Source organism: Streptomyces sp. NBC_01306 (genome assembly GCF_026340465.1).
In the GTDB taxonomy this organism is placed as follows: domain Bacteria; phylum Actinomycetota; class Actinomycetes; order Streptomycetales; family Streptomycetaceae; genus Streptomyces.
In genome coordinates, this window is sequence record NZ_JAPEPC010000001.1 from 1,093,165 (window position 1) to 1,117,626 (window position 24,462).

Below are 24,462 nucleotides of genomic sequence, written 5' to 3' on the forward strand. Positions count from 1 at the left end.
CGCCCATCCCGATGGCAGCGACCTGCCGGCGCGCATCACTGAGCCAATCCCCCATGCCCGACGCATCCCTTCGACTTCCCCGTAGGCCCCACCGGGGCCCATCGCCGATATCCGTAGCGGGTGTTACTGCGCGAAACCTCTACTTGAGTCCAAACATAGCCCTCGGTCCACGAGAGGCACCACACCCACCTCAGGGCCACCGGCCGTCACAGGGCGTTGGACTGCTTCAGGGCAGACCGCTCAGGGGTCGAGGTCACGGATCAAAAGTTGGACTGGGGGTGACGCACTTGATGCTCACTAGAGTAGCCAGTACGCTGAGCGTATGCGATACGCTTTAGCGTGCGGCGTACACACCGAAAAGGGAGAGCGATGAACACCAATGCCAAGGCAGGGACCAAGGAGTGGGTGGGCCTCGCGGTCCTCACGCTCGGGTCGCTGTTGATCATGCTGGACATCGGCGTGCTCAACTTCGCCGTACCGGCCATGAGTGCCGATCTCCGCCCCAGCGCCCCCGAGTTGCTGTGGATCATGGATGTCTACCCGTTCGCACTCGCCGGGTTGCTCATTCCGATGGGGTGGGTGGGCGACAAGATCGGCCGGCGCAAGCTCCTGATCATCGGTGCGCTGCTGTTCGGTGTCGCCTCGGCCTGCGCGGCCATGGCGACCACCCCCGAAGCCCTGATCGCCTCCCGGGCCCTGCTCGGTGTGGCGGCCGCGCCGGTGACACCCACCGTGCTCGGAATGATCCGCGTCATGTTCAACGACGCCGACCAGCGCAAGACCGCCATCGCGGCCTGGACCGGCGTGCTCACCAGCAGCACCGCGTTCGGCCCCATCATCGGCGGCCTGCTGCTCAACCACTTCTGGTGGGGCTCGGTCTTCCTCATCAACATCCCGATCATGGTCCTGCTGGTGGTGCTCGCGCCGTTCCTGCTCCCCGAGCACAGCGACCCGTCGCGCGGCAAGCTGGACGCGATCGGCGCCGTGCTCTCCTTCGCGGCGATCCTCACGGTGGTGTACGGCGTCAAGGAATTCGCCGTGAACGGCTACAGCCTCACCTCGGTGATCAGCATCGCGGCCGGGCTCGTTCTGGGCTTCGCCTTCGTACAGCGCCAGCGCACGGCGGCCAGCCCGCTGCTCGATCTGGAACTCTTCCGCTACCGGGCGTTCAGCGGTTCGGTGACGATCACCCTGATCGTCCACGGCACGCTCATCGGCATCAACCTGCTGGTCAACCAGTACATGATGTCCGTCCTGGGGATGCGCCCCTTCACCGCGGCCCTGTGGTCGCTCGCGGCGTTCCCCGTGGTCGCCATGGCCGCGCCGATCACGGCCAAGTACTCACGCCGCGTTCGCCCGGGCAATTTCCTCGCCTGCGGCATGGTGGTCATGGCGGTGGGCTGCGGGGTGCTGTTCTTCGTCCGGATGGACTCCCATGTGCTGTTCGTCATGGCGGGTGTCGCCCTCATCGCAGCCGGCCTGCTGATGGTGAAGGCACTGGTCGCGGACATCGTCCTGACCGCCGCACCGCCCGAGCGCGCCAGCTCGTCCGCGGCTGTGTCGGAGACCGCCAACGAGCTGGGCAACGCCCTCGGCTTCGCCACCTTCGGCACCATCGGCCTGGCCGTGTTCCACCACCAGATGGCCGGTGTGCACCCCTCCGGCCTGTCCAGCAGCGATCTCGACGCGGCCCGGGGCAGTATCGGCGGCACCACCGCGGCGGCCGGCCGGCTGACGGGCGGGACCGCCGACAGTCTGCTGCACGCCGGCCGTGAAGCCTTCACCCACGGTCTCAACCTGGCGGCGCTGACGGCTGTGGGCGTCCTCGGGGTGGCCGCCGTGATCATGGCGGTCGTGCTGCGCAAGGAGCCGATCCCCGCTCCCGCACCGGCCGAGCCGGCCGAGAGCACGCCTCCCCGGGTGGCGGATCCCGCGCGGTGAGGGTCAGCTCAGCTCCGGCAGCGTCCCGTCCACGACCGGACGGGACGCTGCCGGACAGGTACATTTCAGCCAAGAACGATGGACAATGCAGACTGGACTCACGTGGGGCGGGAGGCCTGCGAGGGCCGCGCCGCCTCCGTGCGGTCGTCCGCACCATCACCTTCCATCCCTCCCCCTCGAAGGCGAGCATCAGGTGAGCACCGTAGACAAAGGGAGCGCCCTCCCCCCGAGCGTGGCACGACTCTGGGAGTCCAGGCGCCGTGTGCCCCGGAGCTCCCTGCCCGAGCTGAGCCAGGAGCGGATCGTCGCGGAAGCGGTCAGGTTCGCCGACTCCGACGGTCTGGCGAAGCTGTCCATGGCCCGGCTCGCCGAGCGGCTGGGCTGCGCGACCATGTCGCTGTACCGCCATGTGGCGACCAAGGACGACCTGCTGGTCTTCATGCTCGACACCGCGTACGGGAAGCCGCCCTTCCCCGAGGCCCCGGTGGACAACTGGCGCGCGGGTCTTGAGCTCTGGACGACGGAGCTGCTCGCCGTCTACCGCCGCCACCCCTGGATGCTGCAGATCCCGACGGCCGGCCCGCCGCTGGAGCCCGGACAGCTGTCCTGGATGGAGTGCGGGCTGCAGATGCTGCACAGGACCGGGCTCAGCGCCACCGAGAAGTTCTCCGTCGTGCTCCTCATGAACGGCTATGTGCACGCCGGTACGAAGCTGTCTCCGGCAGCCCTGCAGATGCCGGACGACGATGACGAAGCGATGCCGCAGTACGGGCGCCTCCTGGCGAAGCTCGTGGACGCGGACCACTTCCCCGTCCTGAGCGAGCTCGTCACGGCCGGCGTCATCGACGCCCCCACCGATGAGTTCGTCTTCGGACTCCAGCGTGTTCTCGACGGCGTCGAGGTCATGGTGAACGCGCGCCAGGAGAGCCCGAAGGCCTCCTGACGCACGCGGCACGCATGACGGCTGCGGACGGGGTCAGCCCGGCATCCCGAGACCATCCAGGATGTCGAAGAGTTCGTCCGCAGTCGCCGAGGTCAGCGCGGAGCCGGCGTCCTGCTCCGTGCCGCCGAAGAACTCCTCGTTCAGATGAGTGGCCAGGGCCGCCGCCGATGGATGGTCGAAGAGCAGGCTCGGCGGCAGCGGGTGTCCGATCGCGGTGATCAGACGGTTCCGCAGGTCGAGAGCGCTGAGCGAGTCGAAGCCGATGTCGAGGAAGCCGCGCTCCGGATCGATCGCCGCCGGCCGGTCATGGCCGAGAACGAACGCCGCATGGGTACGGACGACATCGAGCAGGATCCGCTCCCGCTCGGCCCCACCGCACGAGGTGAGCCGCTGCTTCAGCTCGTCCGCCGCCTCCGCCCCGGACGCGGCAGCGCCACCGCCGGACGCGGGCCGGGCCGGCCGTCGCACCAGGCCGCTCAGCAGCCCGGACACCGGCGCTGCGCCCTGGGCGGCCAGCGCCGCGAAGTCGAGCCGTGCCAGGACGAGTTGGGCCGCGTCCAGAGCGAGCGCGCTGTCGAGGAGAGCGAGCCCCTCGTCCGGCGACAGCGGTGGGAAGCCCGCACGGCGCAGCCGCTGCACATCGGTTTCGGACAGCTGCTCCCCCATGCCCGTGCCGGACCACAGGCCCCAGGCCAGTGAGGTGCCGGGCAGACCCGCCGCCCGGCGCCGGTGCGCCAGCGCGTCGAGGGAGGCGTTCGCAGCCGCGTAGTTGGCCTGCCCCGCACTTCCGAGGGTGCCCGCGACCGAGGAGAAGAGCACGAACATCGCGAGGTCGTCGGCCGCGGTCAGCTCGTGCAGATGCTGCGCCGCCCGCGCCTTCGGGCCCATCACCCGGTCCAGCTGGTCCGGGGTCAGGGTGGTCAGGACCCCGTCGTCCAGCACACCGGCGGCGTGCACCACGCCGGTCAGGCGGTGCGCCTCGTCCACGGTGGCCAGCAGCCCTGCCAGGGCGTCACGGTCGGCGACGTCGCAGGACGCCACCGTCACTTCGGCCCCGAGAGCGCCGAGTTCGGCGGCCAGTTCCGGGGCGCCCGGCGCTTCCGTGCCCCGTCTGCTCGTCAACAGCAGCCGCCGTACGCCGTGTTCGGTGACCAGATGGCGGGCCACGACCGCGCCGAGGCCGCTGGTGCCGCCGGTGATGAGCACCGTGCCGTCCGGGTCGAGCTCCTTGCGGTCTCCCGCGGTGAGCGACGCGCGTTCCAGACGGGGTACGAGCCGCGCCCCCTCGCGGGCGGCGAGCTCCGGTTCCCGGGTGGCCAGTACAGCCGGCAGGACCCCGTCCAGTTCCTCGCCGGGGCCGAGGTCGAGCAGGCGAAGCCGGTCCGGGTACTCGGCCTGGGCCGAGCGTACGAGACCCGTCACCGCGGCGAGCTCCGGGTCCGCCGGCTCTCCCGGAGCCGTGGCGAGTGCCCCGCGCGTGACCACCAGCAGCTCGGACCCGGCGAACCGCTCTCCGTCCAGGAACCGCTGGACCGTGCCGAGCACCTGGTGCACTGCGGAGGTCCGGGTCCCGCCGGGCGCGTCACCGGCCGTGTGCCGTGGCTCGAACACGACGGTGCCGGTGACCTCTCCGGCCGTCGGTACGTCGCCCCACGCCGTGTGCGCGGCGGAGCCCGCCGGGCCGGCCGGCAGGGGTGACCACAGGACCTCGAAGAGCGCGTCCTGCGGGAGCGCGGAGCCGGCTGCCAGCTGCTGCGCCTGCACGGGCCTGCCGATCAGCGAGTCCAGCCGCAGCACAGGGGCGCCGGCGGCGTCGTCCATCGCGATCGCGATCCGTTCCGGGCCGGGGCGGGTGATCCAGACGCGGACGGCCGAAGCTCCCGCCGTGTGCAGCCGGACCCCGGTCCAGCAGAACGGCAGGACAGTCCCGCCGTCGCCCGTGTCCGGGCCCGCGAGCAGATCGGCGTGCAGCGCCGCGTCCAGCAGCGCGGGGTGCAGACCGAACCGCGCCGCGTCGGCGGTGTGCGGTTCGGGCAGCGCGAGTTCCGCGTACACCTCATCGCCCAGCCGCCACAGGGACCGCAGGCCCTGGAACGCCGGCCCGTAGTCGTATCCGCGCTCGCGCAGGCTCTCGTACACGCCCGCCAGGTCCACGGCCACCGCCTCGGGAGGCGGCCAGCCGGCTGCGGCGACCGCCGGCGGCGGCCCGGCGGGCGGCGGGCCTGCTGCCGGGGCGACGATCCCCTCGGCGTGCAGCACCGGGTGGTCGCTGCCGGATTCGTCGCGCGAGTGGATGCGCACCGCGCGCCGCCCGGACGCGTCGGCCTCCGCGACCGACACACTGACCGCGACGCCCCCGTTCGTGGGCGGAACCAGCGGTGCGAGCAGGGTGAGTTCCTCCAGCAGCCCGCAGCCGACCTCGTCCCCGGCCCTGAGCGCCAGCTCCACGAACGCCGTGCCGGGCAGCAGCACGGTGTCCAGCACCCGGTGGTCGGACACCCACGGCTGCGTGGCCGTCGACAGCCGTCCGGTGAGCAGGACGCCGTCGGAGTCCGGGAGGCGTACGACCGCCCCCACGAGCGGGTGCCCCGCGGGCGTCTGCCCCAGGTCCGACGCGTCGCCCGCCGAAGGCGATTCCATCCAGTACCTGCGGTGCTGGAAGGCGTACGTGGGCAGTTCGACGGGACGGCCGCCGAGGCCGTCGAAGAACGCCTCCCAGTCGACGGGCACGCCGGTGGCGTCGAGCCGGCCGACCGCCTCAAGGAGGGTGCCCTCCTCGGGCCGGTTCTTGCGGAGCAGCGCCACCGCGGTGACCGCGTCCGTACGGGCGCACGCCCCGGCCATACCGGTCAGCACACCGTCGGGACCCAGCTCGACGAAGCGGGTGACCCCGGCGTCCTCCAGGGCCCTGACGCCGTCCATGAAGCGGACCGGCTCGCGCACATGGCGCACCCAGTAGCCGGGATCGGTGAGCTCCGCAGCGGAGGCCTGGACACCGGTGATGTTCGAGACCACGGGGATGGCCGGCGCCCGGTAGGTGAGGCTCTCCGCCACCTTCCGGAAGTCGGCGAGCATGGGCTCCATCAGCGGCGAGTGGAAGGCATGGCTGACCCGCAGCGAGGTGGTCCTGCGGCCGGCGGCGGTGAAGTGGTCCGCGATCAGGCCGACTTCACCGGATTCACCGGAGATCACCACAGCGGCGGGGCCGTTGATGGCGGCGATGCTCACGCCGGGCGTCAGCCTGGGCAGCACCTCCTCCTCACTCGCCTCGACGGCCGTCATGGCCCCGCCCGCGGGCAGTTGCTGCATCAGACGGCCACGTGCGGCCACCAGGGTCGCCGCGTCGGCGAGTGTGAGGACGCCCGCGACGTGGGCGGCGGACAGTTCACCGATCGAGTGCCCGGTCACGAAGCCGGGCCGCACTCCCCATGACTCCAGCAGCCGGAACAGCGCCACCTCCAGGGCGAACAGGCCGGCCTGCGCGTACACGGTCCGGTTCAGCGTCTGTCCGGCCCGGTCGTCCGTGGCCCACAGGATCTCGCGCAGCGAGACACCGAGCCGTGCGTCCAGTGCGGCCACGGCGTCGTCGAAGGCACGCGCGAAAGCCGGGTGGGCGGCGTGCAGTTCACGCCCCATGCCGGGCCGCTGGGCGCCCTGGCCGGTGAACATGAAGGCGGTACGGCCCTTCGTACGCGTCCAGCCACGGGCCACTCCGGGGGCCTCCGCGCCGTCCGACAGCGCCCGCAGTCCGCGCAGCAGCTCGTCGCGGTCCGCCCCGGTGACCACGGCACGGTGGTCGAGGCGGGTGCGGGTCAGGGCCAGGGAGTGCCCGAGATCGAGCGGTTCGGCATCCGGGCGGGACTCCAGGTGTGCCAGCAGGCGGCTGCCCTGGTCGCGCAGGGCCTGCCCGGTGCTGCCGGAGACCACCAGCGGGAGCACGGAAGGCCCGGCGGAGGGGCGGGGCGGCGGTTCGTCCGCCGGCGGTGCCTGCTCGACGATCACATGGGCGTTGGTGCCGCTGATCCCGAAGGACGACACCCCCGCTCTGCGGGTGCCGCCGTGCTCCGGCCAGGGCCGGGACTCGGCCAGCAGCCGCACCGCGCCGGACTCCCAGTCGACCTTGGGGCTGGGATCGTCGGCGTGCAGTGACTTCGGGAGCACACCGTGCTTCATCGCCTGGACCATCTTGATGATCCCGGCGACACCGGCAGCGGCCTGGGTGTGACCGAAGTTCGACTTGACGGAGCCCAGCCACAGCGGCCGGTCCCCCGGCCGCCCCTTGCCGTACGTCGCCAGCAGGGCCTGTGCCTCGATGGGGTCGCCGAGCACCGTTCCGGTTCCGTGCGCTTCCACCGCGTCGACATCGGCGGTGGTCAGGCCGGCGGCGGCGAGCGCCTGGTGGATGACCCGCTGCTGCGCCGGACCGTTGGGGGTGGTGATGCCGCTCGACGCGCCGTCCTGGTTGACGGCGCTGGACCGCACCACCGCGAGCACCCGGTGCCCGTGGCGGCGCGCGTCCGACAGCCGCTCCAGCAGGAGGGTGCCGACGCCTTCGCCCCATCCGGTGCCGTCGGCCGCCGCTGAGAACGACTTGCAGCGGCCGTCCCTGGCGAGCCCCCGCTGCCGGTTGAACTCGAAGAAGGTGTCCGGTTCGACCATGACGGTGACACCGCCGGCCAGGGCCAGCGTGCACTCGCCGGCCCGCAGCGCCTGGACGGCCCAGTGCAGGGCCACCAGGGACGAGGAGCAGGCCGTGTCCACCGTGACGGCGGGACCCTCCAGGCCGAGCGTGTAGGCGACCCGGCCGGAGACCAGACTGCCGTCGCTGCTGCCCGGTCCGTAGTCGTGGTACATCAGGCCCGCGAACACACCGGTCCTGCTGCCCTCCAGGCTGCGGGGGTCGATCCCGGCGTGCTCCAGGGCCTCCCAGGAGACCTCCAGCAACAGCCGTTGCTGCGGGTCGAGGCGCAGGGCCTCGTTGGGGCTGATCCCGAAGAAGTCGGCGTCGAAACCGGCCGCGCCGTACAGGAACCCGCCCTCGCGGGCGATGCTCCTGTCGGGCTTTCCGGGTTCCGGGTCGTACATGCCCTCCACGTCCCAGCCCCGGTCGGCGGGAAAAGCGGCGACCGCGTCGCGCCCTTCGGCCACCAACTGCCAGAGGTCGTCGGGGGAGTTCACGCCGCCGGGGTAGCGGCAGCCCATTCCCACGATCGCGATCGGCTCGGTGGCGGCGCTGGTGAGAGCGCCGTTCTCCGAACGGAGCCGTTCGTTCTCCAGCATGGACTTGCGCAGCGCCTCGACGATCTGCTCGACGGATGTATCCACGTAGAACTCAGCCCTTCAGTCAGTTGGATTCACCGGCGGCGAGCGCTGCCCGCACCAGATCGTCGACGGACATGGTCGTGATGTCCTCGGCGGGCCCGGCGTCCGGACCGGGCTCTCCGGCGGACCCGGACTCTGCGTCCGGAGCCGTACTGGCCAGTGCGAGCAGAGCGTCCAGCAGGCCGGCCTCGCGGATGGCGGCGAACGGCACGGCTTCCAGCGCCCGCCGGAAGGCCTCCTCCTGCACCGCCTCGTCCTGCTCGTCCGACCCGTCCGGAAGGTCCGCCGTCAGCTCCTCCAGCAGGAACGCGGCCAGCCCGCGCGGGCTGGCGTAGTCGAACATCAGCGTGGCGGGCAGGCGCAGCCCGGTGGCGGCACCCAGCCGGTTGCGCAGTTCGATCGCCGCCAGCGAGTCGAGGCCGAGGTCGGTGAAGCCCTTGCCCATGTCGATGCTGTCCGGGTCGTCGTGGCGCACCTCGGCGACGTGTTCCCGTACGAGGTCCGCCACGGTGCTCGCCCGCTCGGCGGTGCTCATCCGGGCGAGCCGCTCCACCAGGGTCGCCTCGTCCGGCTCGGGCCGGGCGGCCGGCGCCGCCGACTCGGTCACCCGGCGCGCCGGGAGCAGTACGAGTTCACGCAGCAGCGCGGGGAGCGTGCCCCGGGCGGCCTGCTCGCGCAGCACCGCCAGGTCGAGGTGGAGCAGCCCCGGGACCGGCTCGCCGGAGGCCAGCGCCGCGTCGAACAGCGCCAGACCCTCGTCCACTGTGAAGGCCGGCAGCCCCTGCTTCCGCATCCGCTCCAGGTCGGCGTCGGTCAGCGTGCTGCCCATTCCGATGCCGCCCCACAGGCCCCACATGAACGACTGTGCCGGCAGGCCGCGTTCGCGGCGGTAGGAGGCGAGTGCGTCCAGGTAGGCGTTGGCCGCGGCGTAGTTCGCCTGCCCGGGTGCGCCCATCGTGCCGGCCACCGAGGAGAACGTCACGTACAGCGTGAGCGGGGACGACGCGGTCAGCTCGTGCAGGTTCCAGGCGGCTTCGGCCTTCGGACGCAGCACCGCGTCCATCCGCTCCGGTGTCAGTGCGCCGATCACGCCGTCGTCCAGTACCCCGGCGGCGTGTACGACGCCGGTCAGCGGGTGCTCCTGCGGGATCGTGCCGAGGAGTTTGCGCAGCGCGTCCCGGTCGGCCACGTCGCAGGCCTCCACGGTGGCCGCGGCCCCGTGCCGGGCGAGCTCCGCGACCAGCTCGGTGACGCCGTCGGCCGCCGCGCCCCGGCGGCTGACCAGCAGCAGCCTGCGAGCACCGTGGACAGCTGCCAGATGGCGGGCGATCGCCGCGCCCAGGCCGCTGGTCCCGCCGGTGACCAGCACCGTTCCTGCCGGGTCGACCACCTGGGGGCGGCCGGTGCCGGAGTCGTCGCTCCGCTCGCCCGGCCGGGGTGTGCCCCCCGCCGCCACCAGCCGCGGCACCCGTATCTCTCCGTCGCGCACGGCGACTTCGGGTTCGCCCGATGCGATGACCGCGCTGAGGACCGACGCACCGAGCGGGGCGGTGCGGCCGTCCGCCGCGGTCCCGGTGCCCTGGATATCGGCCAGGACGAACCGGCCGGGGTTTTCCGCCTCGGCGGACCGGACGACGCCCCATACCGCGGCGGCCGCGGGGTCGGCCGACGTGGCCGCCATCGCGTTCCTGGTGACCACCACCAGGCGGGAGGCGGTGAACCGGTCGTCCGCGAGCCATGACTGGACCACGTCGAGGATCCGGTGGACCGGCCCGCGAGCGCCTTCGCCCGGTTCGCCTTCGGTCGCGTCGCAGTTGAAGACGGTCACAGCGGGTGCGGGCACCGTGCGGTACCGGTCCGCCCAGTCGGCCGACGGGGCCGGCGCGGCCGGTGCGACGTTCTGCGGCAGGGCCATCCACTCGACCCGGTGCAGCAACGTGCCCTGCCCGGAGTCGAGTTGTCCTTCCGATACGGGCCGGTCCACGAGGGACCTGACGGTGAGGACGGGTTCGCCCGTGAGGTCGGCGGCCTCAAGGGTGATCCCACCGGCCTGGAGGGGTGCCACCCGTACGCGCAGAGCGGTGGCCGCCGAAGCGTGCAGCGATACATCGGACCAGGAGAACGGCAGCAGCGTGCCGCCGCCTTCCGGCTCGTCGATCAGGTCGACGTGCAGGGCCGCGTCGAGGAGGGCCGGGTGTACGCCGAACCGTCCCGGTTCACCGGCCTCGTCCGGCAGCACGACCTCGGCGAAGAGCTCGTCCCCGCGCCGCCAGGCGGCACGGAGCCCGCGGAAGGCGGTGCCGTATCCGTATCCACGGGCGGCCAGCTCGTCGTACATGCCGTCCGTCTCCACCGCGACCGCCCCTGCGGGCGGCCACTCGGCGAGCGAGAACGATGCGTCCTGCGCGTGCGGGGCCAGGAATCCGTCGGCATGCAGGATCCAGGCGTCGTCCGCCCGGTCGTCACCGCGCGAGTACACCTTGACCGAGCGCCGGCCGTCCGCCTGGGCGGCGCCGACGACCACTTGCAGGGCAGCGCCGCCGGATGCGGGAAGCACGAGGGGCGCCTGCAACGTGAGTTCCTCCAGGAGCCCGCACCTGACCTGGTCGCCGGCGCGGATCGCCAGCTCCACGAAGGCGGTGCCGGGCAGCAGCACGGTGCCCTGGATCGCGTGATCGGCGAGCCACGGATGCGTGGCGGCCGAGACGTAGCCCGTCAGAACGGCTCCGTCGGAGTCGGGTGCGGTCAGTACGGCGCTGAGCAGCGGGTGCTCGGCGGGAAGCTGGCCGATGCCGCTGACTGATCCAGCGGACGCGGGGGGCAGGTCGAGCCAGAACCTCCGGCGTTCGAAGGCGTAGGTGGGCAGGTCCGTACGGCGGGGATGCAGGGGTGCGAAGAAGTCCTTCCACCGCAGACCGGTTCCGCCGGCATGGAGCCGGGCCAACGCCGTTATCAGCGACTCGGGTTCGGCACGGTCCGCCCGCAGTGCGGGCACCAGCCGGGCCGGCTCGGACCGGTCGACGCCGTCGAGGCAGGTCTCGGCCATGGCGGTGAGTACACCGGCCGGGCCGAGCTCGATGAAGGTGTCGACGCCACGGGCGGCCAGGGTGGTCACGGCATCAGCGAAACGGACCGGCTCACGCACCTGCCGCACCCAGTAACCAGGATCCGACCACTCACCCCCGACCGGACCACCGGTGACGGTCGAGACGGCCGACAACTGAGCCGTATTGAAGGTGAGTTTCTCTACTACAGCCGCGAAGTCGTCCAGCATCGGGTCCATCAGTACCGAGTGGAACGCGTGACTCACATCGAGCCGCTTCGTCTTACGACCGAGCGCAGCGATCCGCCCGGCCAGCTCCATGACCTCGACCTCAGCACCCGAAATCACCACGGAGGAAGGGCCGTTGACGGCGGCGATACACACACCGTCCGACAACAGCGCGGCAACCTCACTCTCGGGAGCCCCGACCGCGACCATCGCACCACCCGAAGGCAGCGCCTGCATCAACCGCCCACGCGCGGCCACCAACACCGCCGCGTCCTCAAGCGACAACACCCCCGCCACATGGGCAGCGGCCACCTCACCAATCGAATGGCCGGTCACGACGTCAGGCCGTACACCCCACGACTCAAGGAGCCGGAACAAGGCCACCTCAACCGCGAACAAACCGGCCTGCGCAAACACGGTCCGGTTCAGCGCACCAGCATCAGTGCCCCAGACCACCTCACGCACCGACACACCCAACCCGGCATCCGACAGCTGGGCATCCAGCAACCCCACCACCGCATCAAACGCCTCAGCGAACACCGGGAACGCCTCATACAGACCACGCCCCATCCCCACCCGCTGAGCACCCTGACCCGTAAAGAGAAACGCCGTTCCCTCACCAGTACGCGCGATATCCCGGACCACACCCGCCCCGGACTCACCCGCCGCAAGCGCCGACAACCCAGCGACAAACCCCTCACGGTCCCCCGCCACCACCACAGCCCGGTGCTCCAGAGCCGCCCGCGATGTCGCCAGCGAGAACGCCGTATCCACGACACTCACACCCGACTCCACATGCGCCACCAGAGCAGCGGCCTGACGGAAGAGTCCTGCCTCGTCCTTCGCCGAAAGCACCATCGGCACCGGTGTCCCGGCGGTGTCGTCGTCACCCCGGTCCTGGGCGGCGGGCTCCTCCGGCTCCCCCGGTTCCTCCAGGATGACGTGCGCATTCGTCCCGCTCAGACCGAACGACGACACACCAGCCCGCCGCGGACGACCCACCTCAACCGGCCACGCCCGCTCCTCCCTCAACAGCTCCACCGCACCCGCAGACCAATCCACCTGCGACGACGGCTCATCCACATGCAACGTCCGCGGAAGAACACCCTCCCGCAACGCCATCACCATCTTGATCACACCGCTGACGCCTGCGGCGGCCTGGGCGTGCCCGATGTTCGACTTGATCGAGCCCAGCCACAACGGCCGGCCGTCGGGCCGGTCCTGGCCGTATGTCGCCAGCAGCGCCTGCGCCTCGATCGGGTCGCCCAGCCGGGTCCCCGTACCGTGCCCCTCGACCGCGTCCACGTCCGCCGCGACCAGACCGGCCGAGGACAGCGCCTGCCGGATCACCCGCTGCTGCGAAGGACCGTTCGGAGCCGTCAGACCATTGGACGCACCATCCTGGTTGATGGCACTCCCCCGGACGATCGCCAGGACGGGATGCCCGTTGCGTCGCGCGTCCGACAGCCGCTCGACGAGCAGAAGGCCGATGCCCTCGGCCCAGCCGGTGCCGTCCGCGGCGGTGGCGAAGGGCTTGCACCGGCCGTCGGCCGCCAGGCCGCGCTGCCGGCTGAAGTCGACGAAGATCTCCGGTGTCGGCATGACGGTGACACCTCCCGCGAGGGCCATGGTCACCTCGCCCTGCCGGAGTGCCTGACAGGCCATGTGCAGGGCCACGAGCGAGGAGGAGCACGCCGTGTCCACCGTCACCGCCGGGCCCTCAAGGCCGAGCGTGTAGGCCACCCGGCCCGAGGCGATGCTGCCCGCGCTGCCGTTGCCGAGGTAGCCGGTGAGGTCATCCGGCGCATCTCCCGGCCTGCTCCCGTACTCGTGGTACATCAAGCCCGTGTACACACCGGTCCTGGTGCCCCGCATGGTGTCCGGGTCGATACCGGCACGCTCGAACGCCTCCCATGCCGCTTGCAGCAGCAGCCGCTGCTGCGGGTCCATGGCCAGGGCCTCCCGCGGCATGATCCCGAAGAACTCGGGGTCGAACTCGGCCGCGTCGTAGAGGAAACCGCCGTCCCGTACATACGTCTTGCCGGGCAGGCCGGGCTCCCGGTCGAAGATGCTGTCGACGTCCCAGCCACGGTCCTGCGGGAACCCTCCCACCGCGTCGCGGCCCTCGGCCACCAGGCGCCACAGGTCCTCGGGCGAGCGCACACCACCCGGGAAGCGGCAGCTGATGCCGACGAGGGCGATCGGCTCGTCCGTACGGTCCGACGCCTGAACCGTCCTTGCGGTGGCCGGCGAGGCCTCCGCCGGGCCGTCCGTGAACCGTCCGGCGAGGTGGGCGGCCACAGCGCGCGACGTCGGGAAGTCGAAGACCAGGGTCGCGGGCAGCCGCTGCCCCGTCGCCTGGGTGAGCGCGTTGCGCAGCTCCACAGCGGCCAGGGAGTCGAAACCCAGTTCACGGAACGCGCGGTCCGGCTTCACCTGGTCCGCGCTCCCGTGACCGAGCACCGATGAGGCGTGCTCGCGTACGAGTTCCAGCAGGGCGCGCTCCCGGTCCGTGGCGGACAGCGCGCTCATCCGCTGCTCGAACTCCGAGCCGGCGAGCACCGTTCCGGCCGCGTCGACCGCGCGCCGGGCCCGGCCGCGTACGAACCCCCTCAGCAGCGCGGGCACTTCGTCCGCCCTGGCCCGCAGGGCTGCCGGGTCGGTGTCGAGCGGTACGAGCACCGGCCAGGCATCGGTGGCGAGTGCGGCATCCAGCAGCGCCAGCCCCCGGGCGGGGGGAAGCGCGGGAAGGCCGAGCCTGCGCATCCGGGCCAGGTCGGTCTCGTCGAGCGGGCCGCCGAGCCCGGTGTCCGCCGCCCACATACCGAAGGCGAGGGCATGGGCGGGCAGTCCGGCTGCCCTGCGATGGTGGGCCAGAGCGTCGAGGAACACATTGGCCGCCGCGTAGTTCGCCTGACCGGCAGCCAGCACGAGCCCTCCGGCGGAGGAGAACAGCACGAAGGCCGTGAGGTCCAGATCGCGGGTCAGCTCGTGCAGATGCCAGGCGGCGTCCGCCTTCGGCCGCAGCACCGTGTCGAAACGCTCCGGTGTGAGTGTGCCGACCAGCCCGCTGTCGGCCACGGCCGCAGCGTGCACCACACCCCGGAGGGGGCGGTCGGCGGGCACCTGGCCGATCAGCCCGGCGAGGCTGTCGCGGTCCGCGACATCACACGCGGCGATGGTGACATCGGCTCCGGCGTCTGCCAGCTCCGCCCGCAGCTGCGCGGCGCCGGGGGCGTTCTCGCCCCGCCGGCTGGTGAGCAGCAGGTGACGGACGCCGTGCTCCGTGACCAGATGCCGGGCGACCAGGGCGCCCAGACCGCTGGTGCCGCCGGTGACCAGGACCGTGGCCTGCGGGTCCCACCGCACGGCGGGGTCGGACGAGCCGGACGTGCCGGTGGCCGTCGGGACGAGCCGGGGCAGCAGCAACTCGCCTTCGCGTACGGCGGTTTCGGGTTCCCCCGAGCCGGCCACGGCCGCGAGCAGCGCGTCGGATGCGGCCGTGCCATCGGAGTCGATCAGTACGAAACGGCCGGGGTTCTCCTCCTGGGCCGCCCGGACCAGGCCCCAGACCGGGGCCTGGGTGAGGTCGACGGTGTCCTCCGGCCGGGCGGCGACCGCGTTCCCGGTGACGACAACCAGGGTTGATCCGGCGCACCGGGGGTCACCGAGCCAGAATTGGACCGCTTCCAGGGCCTCTTCGGCGGCAGCTCGTACGCCGGACAGCACCTCGCGGTCACCGGCCGCCCCGATGCGGTGGAGGACAACCGGCGGGAACGGGCCGTCACCACCACGGAGGGTGTGGAGCGCAGGCGGCTCCCCGGATCCCGCACCGGTCTCCGGGGCCGGCGCGGGGCGCCAGTCGAGCCGCAGCAGCGAGGGTGTGCCCCCGCCCCGGGCGCTTTCGAGCTGTTCGGCCGACACGGGCCGGGCAACGAGCGACTCGACGGTCGCCACCGGCCGGCCCTCCCGGTCAGCGACCCACATGGCGGACACCTCGTCGCCGCGCAGCCGGCGGATGTGCACCCGCAGATCTGCCGCGCCCGACGCATGGAGCGAGACCCCGTTCCATACGAAGGGGAGAAGGGTCTGAGCATCCTCACTGCCGGCCTCGTTGAGGAGGTCGGCGTGCATGGCGGCGTCGAGCAGCGCCGGATGGAGCCCGAACCGGGCCGCCTCCGAGCGGGCCGGCTCGGGCAGCGTCACCTCGGCGAAGACGTCGTCGCCGCGCCGCCACATCCGCTGAAGCCCCTGGAAGGCGGGGCCGTATCCGTAACCTCGCCCGGTCAGTACGTCGTACGGGGCGTCGAGCGGAATTTCGTCGGCGCCGGCCGGCGGCCACTGGGTCAGGTCGAAGCCGGGCTGGGGCGCCTGCGAGACGAGCAGGCCTGCGGCGTGCCGGGTCCACGGCAGCTCGTGGCCGTGCTCGGCGCGGGAGTAGATGTGCACAGTCCTGGCGCCGTCGGCCCGTGCCGCGCCGACGACCACGCGCAAGGCGACCGAGCCACGTGCGGGCAGCATCAGCGGTGCTTCGAGAGCGAGTTCCTCAAGGGCGGCGCAACCGACCTCGTCACCGGCGCGCACGGCCAGTTCGACGAAGCCCGTGCCCGGCAGGATGATCCCGCCGAGTACCTGGTGATCTGCGATCCAGCGCTGGCTGTCCGCGGAGATACGTCCGGTCAGGACGACCGAGCCACTGTCCGGCGAGACGACCGCAGCGCTCAGCATGGGGTGCTCGACGGCATCGAGTCCGGCGGCGCCCACCTGTCCGGTACCGGCGGCAAGCCCGTCGAGCCAGTACCTCTGGTGTTGGAAGGCGTACGTGGGGAGTTCGGTCAGCCGGGCAGTGGATCCGGCGAAGAACGCCCGCCAGTCCACCGGAACGCCACGCGCGAACAGCCCTCCCAGACCTGTCAGAAGCTCCGTAGCCTCATCACGACCACGACGCTGCAACCCAACAAACGCCACCCCATCAGCGGCCCCATCATCGCCGACCACCTCCACACCCATCGGAACCAGAGCCGCATCCGGCCCCACCTCCACAAACGACCCCACACCACGGCCGGCGAGTGTGGTCACCGCATCCGCGAAACGCACCGGCTCACGCACCTGCCGCACCCAATAGCCAGGATCCGACCACTCACCCTCGACCCCACCACCGGTGACGGTCGAGACAGCCGACAACTGGGGTGCATTGAAGGTGAGTTTCTCTACTACGGCGGCGAAGTCGTCCAGCATCGGGTCCATCAACACCGAGTGGAACGCGTGACTCACATCAAGCCGCTTCGTCTTACGACCGAGTCCAGCGATCCGCCCGGCCAGCTCCAGAACCTCGGCCTCATCACCCGAAACCACCACGGAGGAAGGGCCATTGATGGCGGCGATACACACACCGGCCGACAACAGCCCGGCAACCTCACTCTCCGGGGCCCCGACCGCGACCATCGCACCACCCGAAGGCAGGGCCTGCATCAACCGCCCACGCGCGGCCACCAACACCGCCGCGTCCTCAAGCGACAACACCCCCGCCACATGAGCCGCAGCCACCTCACCAATCGAATGACCGGCCACAAAGTCAGGCCGCACACCCCACGACTCAAGCAACCGGAACAACGCCACCTCAACCGCGAACAACCCCGCCTGAGCAAACACCGTCCGATTCAGCACACCAGCATCGGAGCCCCAGACCACCTCACGCACCGACACACCCAACCCGGCACCCGACAGCTGGGCATCCAGCAACCCCACCACCGCATCAAACGCCTCAGCAAACACCGGGAACGCCTCATACAGACCACGCCCCATCCCCACCCGCTGAGCACCCTGACCCGTAAACAAGAACCCAACACGCCCACGACGAACCGAATCCACCACACGACCCGCACCCGAAACCACCGAACGCAGACCCTCGATGAACCCCTCACGGCCCCCCGCCACCACCACAGCCCGATGCTCCAGAGCCGCCCGCGACGTTGCCAGCGAGAACCCCACATCCACCGGGCGCAGCTCAACCCCCGACTCCACATGCGCCACCAAAGCAGCAGCCTGCGCACGCAACGCCTCAGCACTACGCCCCGACACCACCCACGGCACCACACCACCAACAGGCACATCGGCAGTCTCCGGCACGGATACGGGCACCGCCTCCGCCTCCTCCAGCAGCACATGCGCATTCGTGCCGCTGATACCGAAGGACGAGACACCGGCCCGGCGAGGGGTTGTGCGCGCCGGCCATGCAGTCTGCTCCTGGAGCAGCTGGACCGCGCCCGCCGTCCAGTCCACCTGCGGCGAGGGCTCGGCCGCGTGGAGGGTTCCCGGGAGGACGCCCTCCCGCATCGCCATCACCATCTTGATCACACCCGCCACACCCGCAGCAGCCTGCGTATGACCGATGTTCGACTTCACCGAGCCCAGCCACAACGGCCGTTCATCCGCACGGTCCTGGCCGTATGTCGCCAGCAGCGCCTGGGCCTCGATCGGGTCGCCCAGCCGGGTCCCCGTACCGTGCCCCTCGACCACGTCCACGTCCGCCGCGACCAGACCGGCCGAGGACAGCGCCTGCCGGATCACCCGCTGCTGCGAAGGACCGTTCGGAGCCGTCAGACCATTGGACGCACCATCCTGGTTGATGGCACTCCCCCGCAGCACCGCAAGCACCTGGTGCCCGTTGCGCCGTGCGTCCGACTGGCGCTCCAGGAGGAGCATTCCGACGCCTTCGCCCCAGCCGGTCCCGTCGGCTCCTGCGCCGTACGACTTGCACCGGCCGTCGGCGGCCAGGCCCCGCTGGCGGCTCATGTCCACGAACGTGTCGGGGGTGGACATGACGGTCACCCCGCCCGCCAGCGCCAGGCTGCACTCGCCCTGGCGCAGGGCCTGGGCAGCCCAGTGCAGGGCCACGAGCGACGAGGAGCACGCCGTGTCCACCGTCACCGCCGGGCCCTCAAGGCCGAGCGTGTAGGCCACCCGGCCGGAGATCATGCTGGCGATGCTGCCGTTGCCGTGGTACCCGGCGACGTCCTCGGGCAGCGGACCGAGCCGCAGGCCCCAGTCGTGGTACATGACACCGGCGAAGACACCGGTGTCGCTGCCCTTGACGCTGTGCGGGTCGATACCCGCCCGCTCGAAGGTCTCCCACGAGGTCTCCAGGAGCAGCCGCTGCTGCGGGTCCATCGCCTGGGCCTCACGGGGACTGATGCCGAAGAACCCGGCGTCGAACTGGGCGGCGTCGTAGAGGAATCCGCCCTCGCTCGCGTAGCTCTTCCCGGGCTTGCCGAGTTCCGGATCGTGGATGTCCGGGTCCCAGCCCCGGTCCGTCGGGAACGGCGCCACCGCGTCCGTCCCGTCGAGGACGAGCCGCCAGAGGTCCTCGGGCGAGGTGACATCGCCCGGGTAGCGGCAGGCCATTCCCACGATGACGATCGGGTCGTCCGCACCGGCGGAGCGCTGCCGTGCTCCGGGCCGCGGCCCGGTGGTCGTACCCGCGTCGAGCAGTCGCTCCACGAGGTGGGTGGCCAGCGCGACGGGTGTCGGGTAGTCGAAGGTGAGGGTGGCGGTGAGTCGCAGGCCGGTCGCGGTGTTGAGCTGGTTGCGCAGCTCGACGGCGGCGAGCGAGTCGAAGCCCATCTCGGTGAACGCCCGGTCGGGGTCGATCATTTCAGCGCCGTCGTGACCGAGGACCCTGGCCGCGGCGGCGTTGACCAGGTCGAGCACCAGCGCGGCCTGCTCGGCTCCGGCGAGGTCCGCCAGTGTCGCGGCGAGCGGCAGCACTCCGCCGCCGGCGGGCTCCGGTGTGCCTGCCCTGCGGGCGGGCGTCCGGATCAGTCCGCGCAGCAGGGCGGGCACGGGGTTCCCCTGTGCCCTCGCCGCGGTGTGGACACGTACCGGCACGACCACGGGTGCGGGGCCGGACAGTGCGGCGTCGAACAGTTGGAGGTTCTCCCGGGTGGTCAGGGCTTCCAGCCCGATCCGCCGGATGCGCTCAAGGGCCGGGACGTCCAGGGTTCCGCCCATGCCGCCGCCGTCGCTCCACAGCCCCCAGGCGAGGGCGGTGGCGGGCAGTCCCAGCGCGGTGCGGTGGGCGGCCAGGGCGTCCAGGAAGACATTGGCGGCGGCGTAGTTGCCCTGGCCCGCGCCATCGAGGAGGCCGGCCGTCGAGGAGAACAGGACGAACGCCGACAGGTCGAGGTCACGGGTCAGCTCGTGCAGGTGCCAGGCGGCGTACGCCTTCGAGCGCAGTACGGTGTCCAGCCGCCCCGGGTCGAGGGAGGTGACCAGCCCGTCGTCGAGCGTGCCTGCCATGTGCACCACGCCGGTCAGCGGGTGCTCGGCGGGGATCGCCGTGATCAGCGCGGCGAGCGCGGCACGGTCGGCCACGTCGCAGGCCGCGACGGTCACCTGGGCGCTCAGGCCGGACAGTTCGGCGGTCAGCTCGGCCACGCCGGGGGCCTGCGCTCCGCGTCGTCCCGCGAGGAGGAGGTGTCGTACGCCGTGTTCGGTCACCAGGTGCCGGGCGACGTGGGCGGCGAGACCGCCGGTGCCGCCGGTGATCAGGACCGTCCCGTCGGCCGTCCACGGCTCGGCGGGGTCGCCTTCGGGCGTCCCCGCGGTGGCGAGGCGAGGTGCGAGCAACGTGCCGTCGCGCAGGGCGAGTTCCGGCTCGTCGGTCGCGGCGATGGCGTTCCTGATGTGCGGGGGCAGGCCGTCGCCACCGGCTTCGGCGTCGGCCCAGGAGCCGGCTTCGACATCGAGGAGCAGGAAGCGGCCGGGGTGTTCCGCCTGGGCCGCCCTGACGAGGCCCCAGACGGGGGCGAGTGCCAGGTCGATGGTGTCCGTGGCCCGGGTGACGACCGCACCCCGGGTGACGATCGCCAGGCGGGCCGTGGACGACTCGTCGGCCAGCCGCAGCTGGATCTGTTCCAGTACGGCGGCCGTCGCGGCGAGCACCGCCGCCGGCACGTCCCCGGAGCCTGCGTCCGTCCCGGCCGTGCACCAGTGGACATCCAGGTCGTGCGGGGTGTCGTGGCTCGCGTCGGCCACCGCGGTCCAGCGCACCTGCAGCGGGGTCGCCTGCCGCGTCACCCGGGCGGCGCGCAGTTGTTCGTCGGAGACCTCCCGGACGAGGAAGGAGTCGACGGTCGCGACGGGGGCTCCGGTGGCGTCGGCGAGCGCCAGGGAGACCTCGTCGGTTCCGGTCGCCTCGATGCGTACCCGTACCGACGCGGCGCCGGTCGAGTACAGCTCCACCCCGCTCCAGGCGAACGGCAGCCGGGTCCGCTCGGAGACCGGCTCGTCCGCGGCGAAGTCGGTGGCGTGCAGCACGGCGTCGAGCAGCGCCGGGTGCAGGGCGAACGAGGCCGCTTCATCGGCGGCGGAGGCGGGCAGGGCGACGTCGGCGTACACCGCGCCGTCGGCGCGCCAGGCTGCCCGCAGGCCCTGGAACGCCGGACCGTAGGCGTAGCCCTGGCGGGCCAGATCGGCGTAGAGCCCGGTGAGATCGATGGTCTCGGCGTCCGGCGGCGGCCACTGGGTCAGGCCGAAGGTCTCGGTGGCGGGCCGGGTGGTGCCGGACGGTGCGAGGACACCGCCGGCATGGCGGGTCCAGGGGACGTCGGCCGGCGCGTCCTCGGCGCGCGAGTAGAACTCCACCCTGCGGCGGCCGGTCCCGTCGGCCGCGCCGACGACCACTTGCAGGGCGACGCCGCCGTGCTGCGGCAGCGCGAGCGGGGTCTGCAGGGTCAGCTCTTCGAGCAGGTCGCACGCGACGTGGTCACCGGCGCGTACGGCCAGCTCCACGAAGGTGGTGCCGGACAGCAGGTTGGTGTCCCCGATGACGTGATCGGCGAGCCAGGGGTGGGTACGCAGCGACAGGCGGCCGGTGAGTACGGCGCCGCCGGTGTCGGCGAGGCCGACGACCGCGCTGAGCAGCGGGTGTCCGGCGGCTGTCTGGCCGAAGCGGGACGCGTCGGCGGTGGAGTCCGGCGCGGCCAGCCAGAACCGGCGCCGCTGGAAGGCGTAGGACGGCAGCTCGACCTGCCGGGGGGCATGGCCGGCGAGCAGCGCGTGCCAGTCCAGGCCGGCCCCGCGGGCATGTGCGAGGGCCAGCGCGGAGAGCAGTTCGCGCTGTTCGGCGCGGCCGGCCCGCAGCAGGGGTGCGAAGGCATGGGTGTCCGGCAGCCCGTCGAGGCAGTCGCGGCCCATGGCGCAGAGCACCGCGTCGGGGCCGAGCTCCAGATAGGTGCGGACGTCCTGGGCGGCCAGCCACTCGACGGAGTCCGCGAACCGGACCGCTTCGCGTACGTGCCGCACCCAGTATTCGGGCGAGCAGAGTTCCTCGGATGTGGCGGCCCGGCCGGTCACGTTCGAGACGACCGGAATGTGCGGCCGGTGGTAGTCGAGGATCTGGGCGAGCTGCCGGAACTCGGCCAGCATGGGCTCCATGAGCGGCGAGTGGAACGCGTGGCTGACCCGCAGTCGCTTCGTCTTGCGGCCCCGGTCGGTGAACTGTGCGGCCACCGCCAGGACTTCGTCCTCGGTGCCCGATATCACCACGGCCGATGGCCCGTTGACGGCGGCGATGCTCACCCCGCCGGTGAGCAGCGGGGCGACTTCCGCCTCCGTCGCCTGGAGGGCGACCATCGCGCCGCCGCGGGGCAGCGCCTGCATCAGCCGGCCCCGCGCGCCGACCAGTGTCGCCGCGTCCTCCAGCGACAGCACCCCCGCCACATGGGCCGCGGCCAGCTCACCGATGGAATGGCCGGCCACGAAGTCGGGCCGCACCCCCCACGAATCGAGGAGCCGGAAGAGCGCCACCTCGACGGCGAACAGCGCGGCCTGGGTGTACACCGTCTCGTCCAGCAGCGCCGCCTCCGGCGAGCCCTCGGCGGCGAAGAGCACGTCCCACAGGGAGCGTTCGAGCTGGAGGTCCAGGTGGCCGATGGCCTCGTCGAGCGCCTCGGCGTACACGGGCCAGGTGTCATACAGTTCCCGGCCCATGCCGAGCCGCTGGCTGCCCTGGCCGGTGAACAGGAACGCGAGCCGGCCGCCGGCCGCGGTGCCGCGCAGCACGCCGGGGGCGTCGGTTCCGTCGGCGAGGGCCCGCAGGCCCCGGATCGCCTCGGCGCGGTCGCCTGCCAGGACGACTCCGCGATGGGACAGCGCGGCGCGGGTGACGCCCAGGGAGTGGCCGAGGTCGGCGGGGCGGGCGTCGGGCCGGGCCTCGACATGCGCCAGCAGCCGGGTCGCCTGGGCGCGCAGGGCCGGTTCGCTGCGGGCCGAGAGCGGCAGCAGGGCGGGCCCCACGGCGGTGCCGGTCTCCGTGGCGGTGCCGGTCTCCGCAGGCGTGGCGTCGTCGGCGGGCCGGTCGGCTTCGGCCGGCTCCTCCAGAATGACGTGGGCGTTGGTGCCGCTCACACCGAACGAGGACACTCCGGCCCGGCGCGGGTGGCCGGACTCGTCCCAGCTCACCTGCTCGGTGAGCAGGCGTACGTCGCCCGCGGTCCAGTCGACGGCAGGGGACGGCGCGTCGACATGGAGGGTGCGCGGCAGGATCCCGTGGTGCATGGCCTGCACCATCTTGATCACACCGGCGACACCGGCCGCGGCCTGGGTGTGGCCGATGTTCGACTTGACGGAGCCGAGCCACAGCGGGTTTCCGGCGGCGCGGTCCCTGCCGTACGTGGCGATGAGCGCCTGTGCCTCGATGGGGTCGCCGAGCGTCGTACCTGTGCCATGGGCCTCGACGGCGTCGACCTCGGCGGCGGTCAGTCCCGCGTTGGCCAGTGTCTGGCGGATCACCCGCTGCTGGGCAGGACCGCTGGGGGCCGTGAGCCCGTTGGAGGCTCCGTCCTGGTTGACGGCGGAGCCGCGTACGACGGCCAGGACCCGGTGCCCGTTGCGGCGCGCGTCGGAGAGCCGCTCAAGGACGAGGACGCCGACGCCCTCGGAAAACCCGGTGCCGTCGGCGGCGGCAGCGAACGGCTTCGCCACCCCGTCCGCTGCCAGCCCGCGCTGACGGCTGAAGGAGGTGAAGACGCCGGGGCTGCCCATGACGGCCACACCGCCGGTCAGCGCGAGCGTGCACTCGCCACGCCGCAGTGACTGCGCCGCCAGGTGCAGCGCCACCAGCGAGCCGGAGCAGGCGGTGTCGACGGTCAGCGCCGGGCCTTCCAGCCCGAGCGTGTAGGAGACGCGGCCCGAGACGACACTCGGGGCGTTGCCGGCGAGGAGGTAACCGTCGAGGCCGTCGGGGGCCTCGTGCAGCCGCATCCCGTACTCCTGGGGCTCCGCCCCGATGAAGACCCCCGTCGAGGTGCCGTGCAGCGAGTCCGGAGCGATGCCGGACCGCTCAAGGGCTTCCCAGACCGTTTCGAGGACGAGCCGCTGCTGCGGGTCCATCGCGGAGGCCTCCCGCGGGCCGATCCCGAAGAATTCCGCATCGAAATCGGCCGCGTCGGGAAGGAATCCGCCCTGCCGCACATAAGTGGTGTGCGGAGTGGCCGGGTCGGGGTCGAAGAGCTCTTCCAGATCCCATCCGCGGTCGTCCGGGAAATCGGTGATGACATGCCGGCCATCGGAAACCAGATGCCACAGTTTCTCCGCGGAATCCACTCCGCCCGGATAGCGGCAGCCAATTCCGACAATGACGACGGGCTCGTCGTCGGCGGCGCCGGCCGGCAGCGGCTCCTCGTCGGCCTCGGCGGTGATGCCGAGCAGCGCGGTCCGCAGGCGGTCGGCCAGGTGCCGTGGGGTCGGGTGGTCGAAGGTGAGGGTCACCGGCAGGTCGAGGCCGGTGGCGGCAACGATCCTGGCGTGCAGGTCGACCCCGGCCAGCGAGTCGAAGCCCAGCTCGCGGAAGGAGAGCCCCGCGTCCACCCCGTCGGCGTGGTCCCGCCCGTACCGGCTCAGGACCGCCTGCGTCTCGGCGCGGACAAGGTCGGTGAGAATACGGGTCTGTTCAGCGGCCGGCATGCTTTCCAGCCCGCCGGAC

General features: G+C 72.0%; 4 protein-coding genes. 2 read left to right on the forward strand and 2 right to left on the reverse strand.

Features of this window, described 5'->3' with window-relative positions:
- The first annotated feature begins 369 nt into the window (after positions 1 to 369).
- Complete coding sequence (locus tag OG385_RS04760) at positions 370 to 1,941, forward strand: MFS transporter (protein WP_266852111.1); 1,572 nt, start codon at positions 370 to 372, stop codon at positions 1,939 to 1,941.
- Positions 1,942 to 2,203: 262 nt separating this feature from the next.
- Positions 2,204 to 2,884 carry a TetR/AcrR family transcriptional regulator gene (locus OG385_RS04765; protein WP_266852112.1) on the forward strand — a complete coding sequence of 227 codons (681 nt, stop codon included), beginning with the start codon at positions 2,204 to 2,206 and terminating at the stop codon, positions 2,882 to 2,884.
- A 33-nt stretch (positions 2,885 to 2,917) separates the two neighbouring features.
- Here the strand turns inward: OG385_RS04765 and OG385_RS04770 are convergent, their stop codons facing one another.
- Together OG385_RS04770 and OG385_RS04775 are read right to left on the reverse strand one after the other, a co-directional pair.
- Positions 2,918 to 8,209: a type I polyketide synthase gene (locus OG385_RS04770; protein WP_266852114.1), complete on the reverse strand. Its 5,292-nt coding sequence runs from the start codon at positions 8,207 to 8,209 to the stop codon at positions 2,918 to 2,920.
- A 19-nt stretch (positions 8,210 to 8,228) separates the two neighbouring features.
- Positions 8,229 to 24,443 carry a type I polyketide synthase gene (locus OG385_RS04775; RefSeq protein WP_266852116.1) on the reverse strand — a complete coding sequence of 5,405 codons (16,215 nt, stop codon included), beginning with the start codon at positions 24,441 to 24,443 and terminating at the stop codon, positions 8,229 to 8,231.
- Positions 24,444 to 24,462 lie beyond the last annotated feature (19 nt).

Excerpts from the sequence above, each read along its gene's own strand:
- OG385_RS04760 (WP_266852111.1), top strand. The coding sequence starts at position 370 with ATGAACACCAATGCCAAGGCAGGGACCAAGGAGTGGGTGGGCCTCGCG.
- OG385_RS04775 (WP_266852116.1), bottom strand. The coding sequence starts at position 24,443 with ATGCCGGCCGCTGAACAGACCCGTATTCTCACCGACCTTGTCCGCGCC.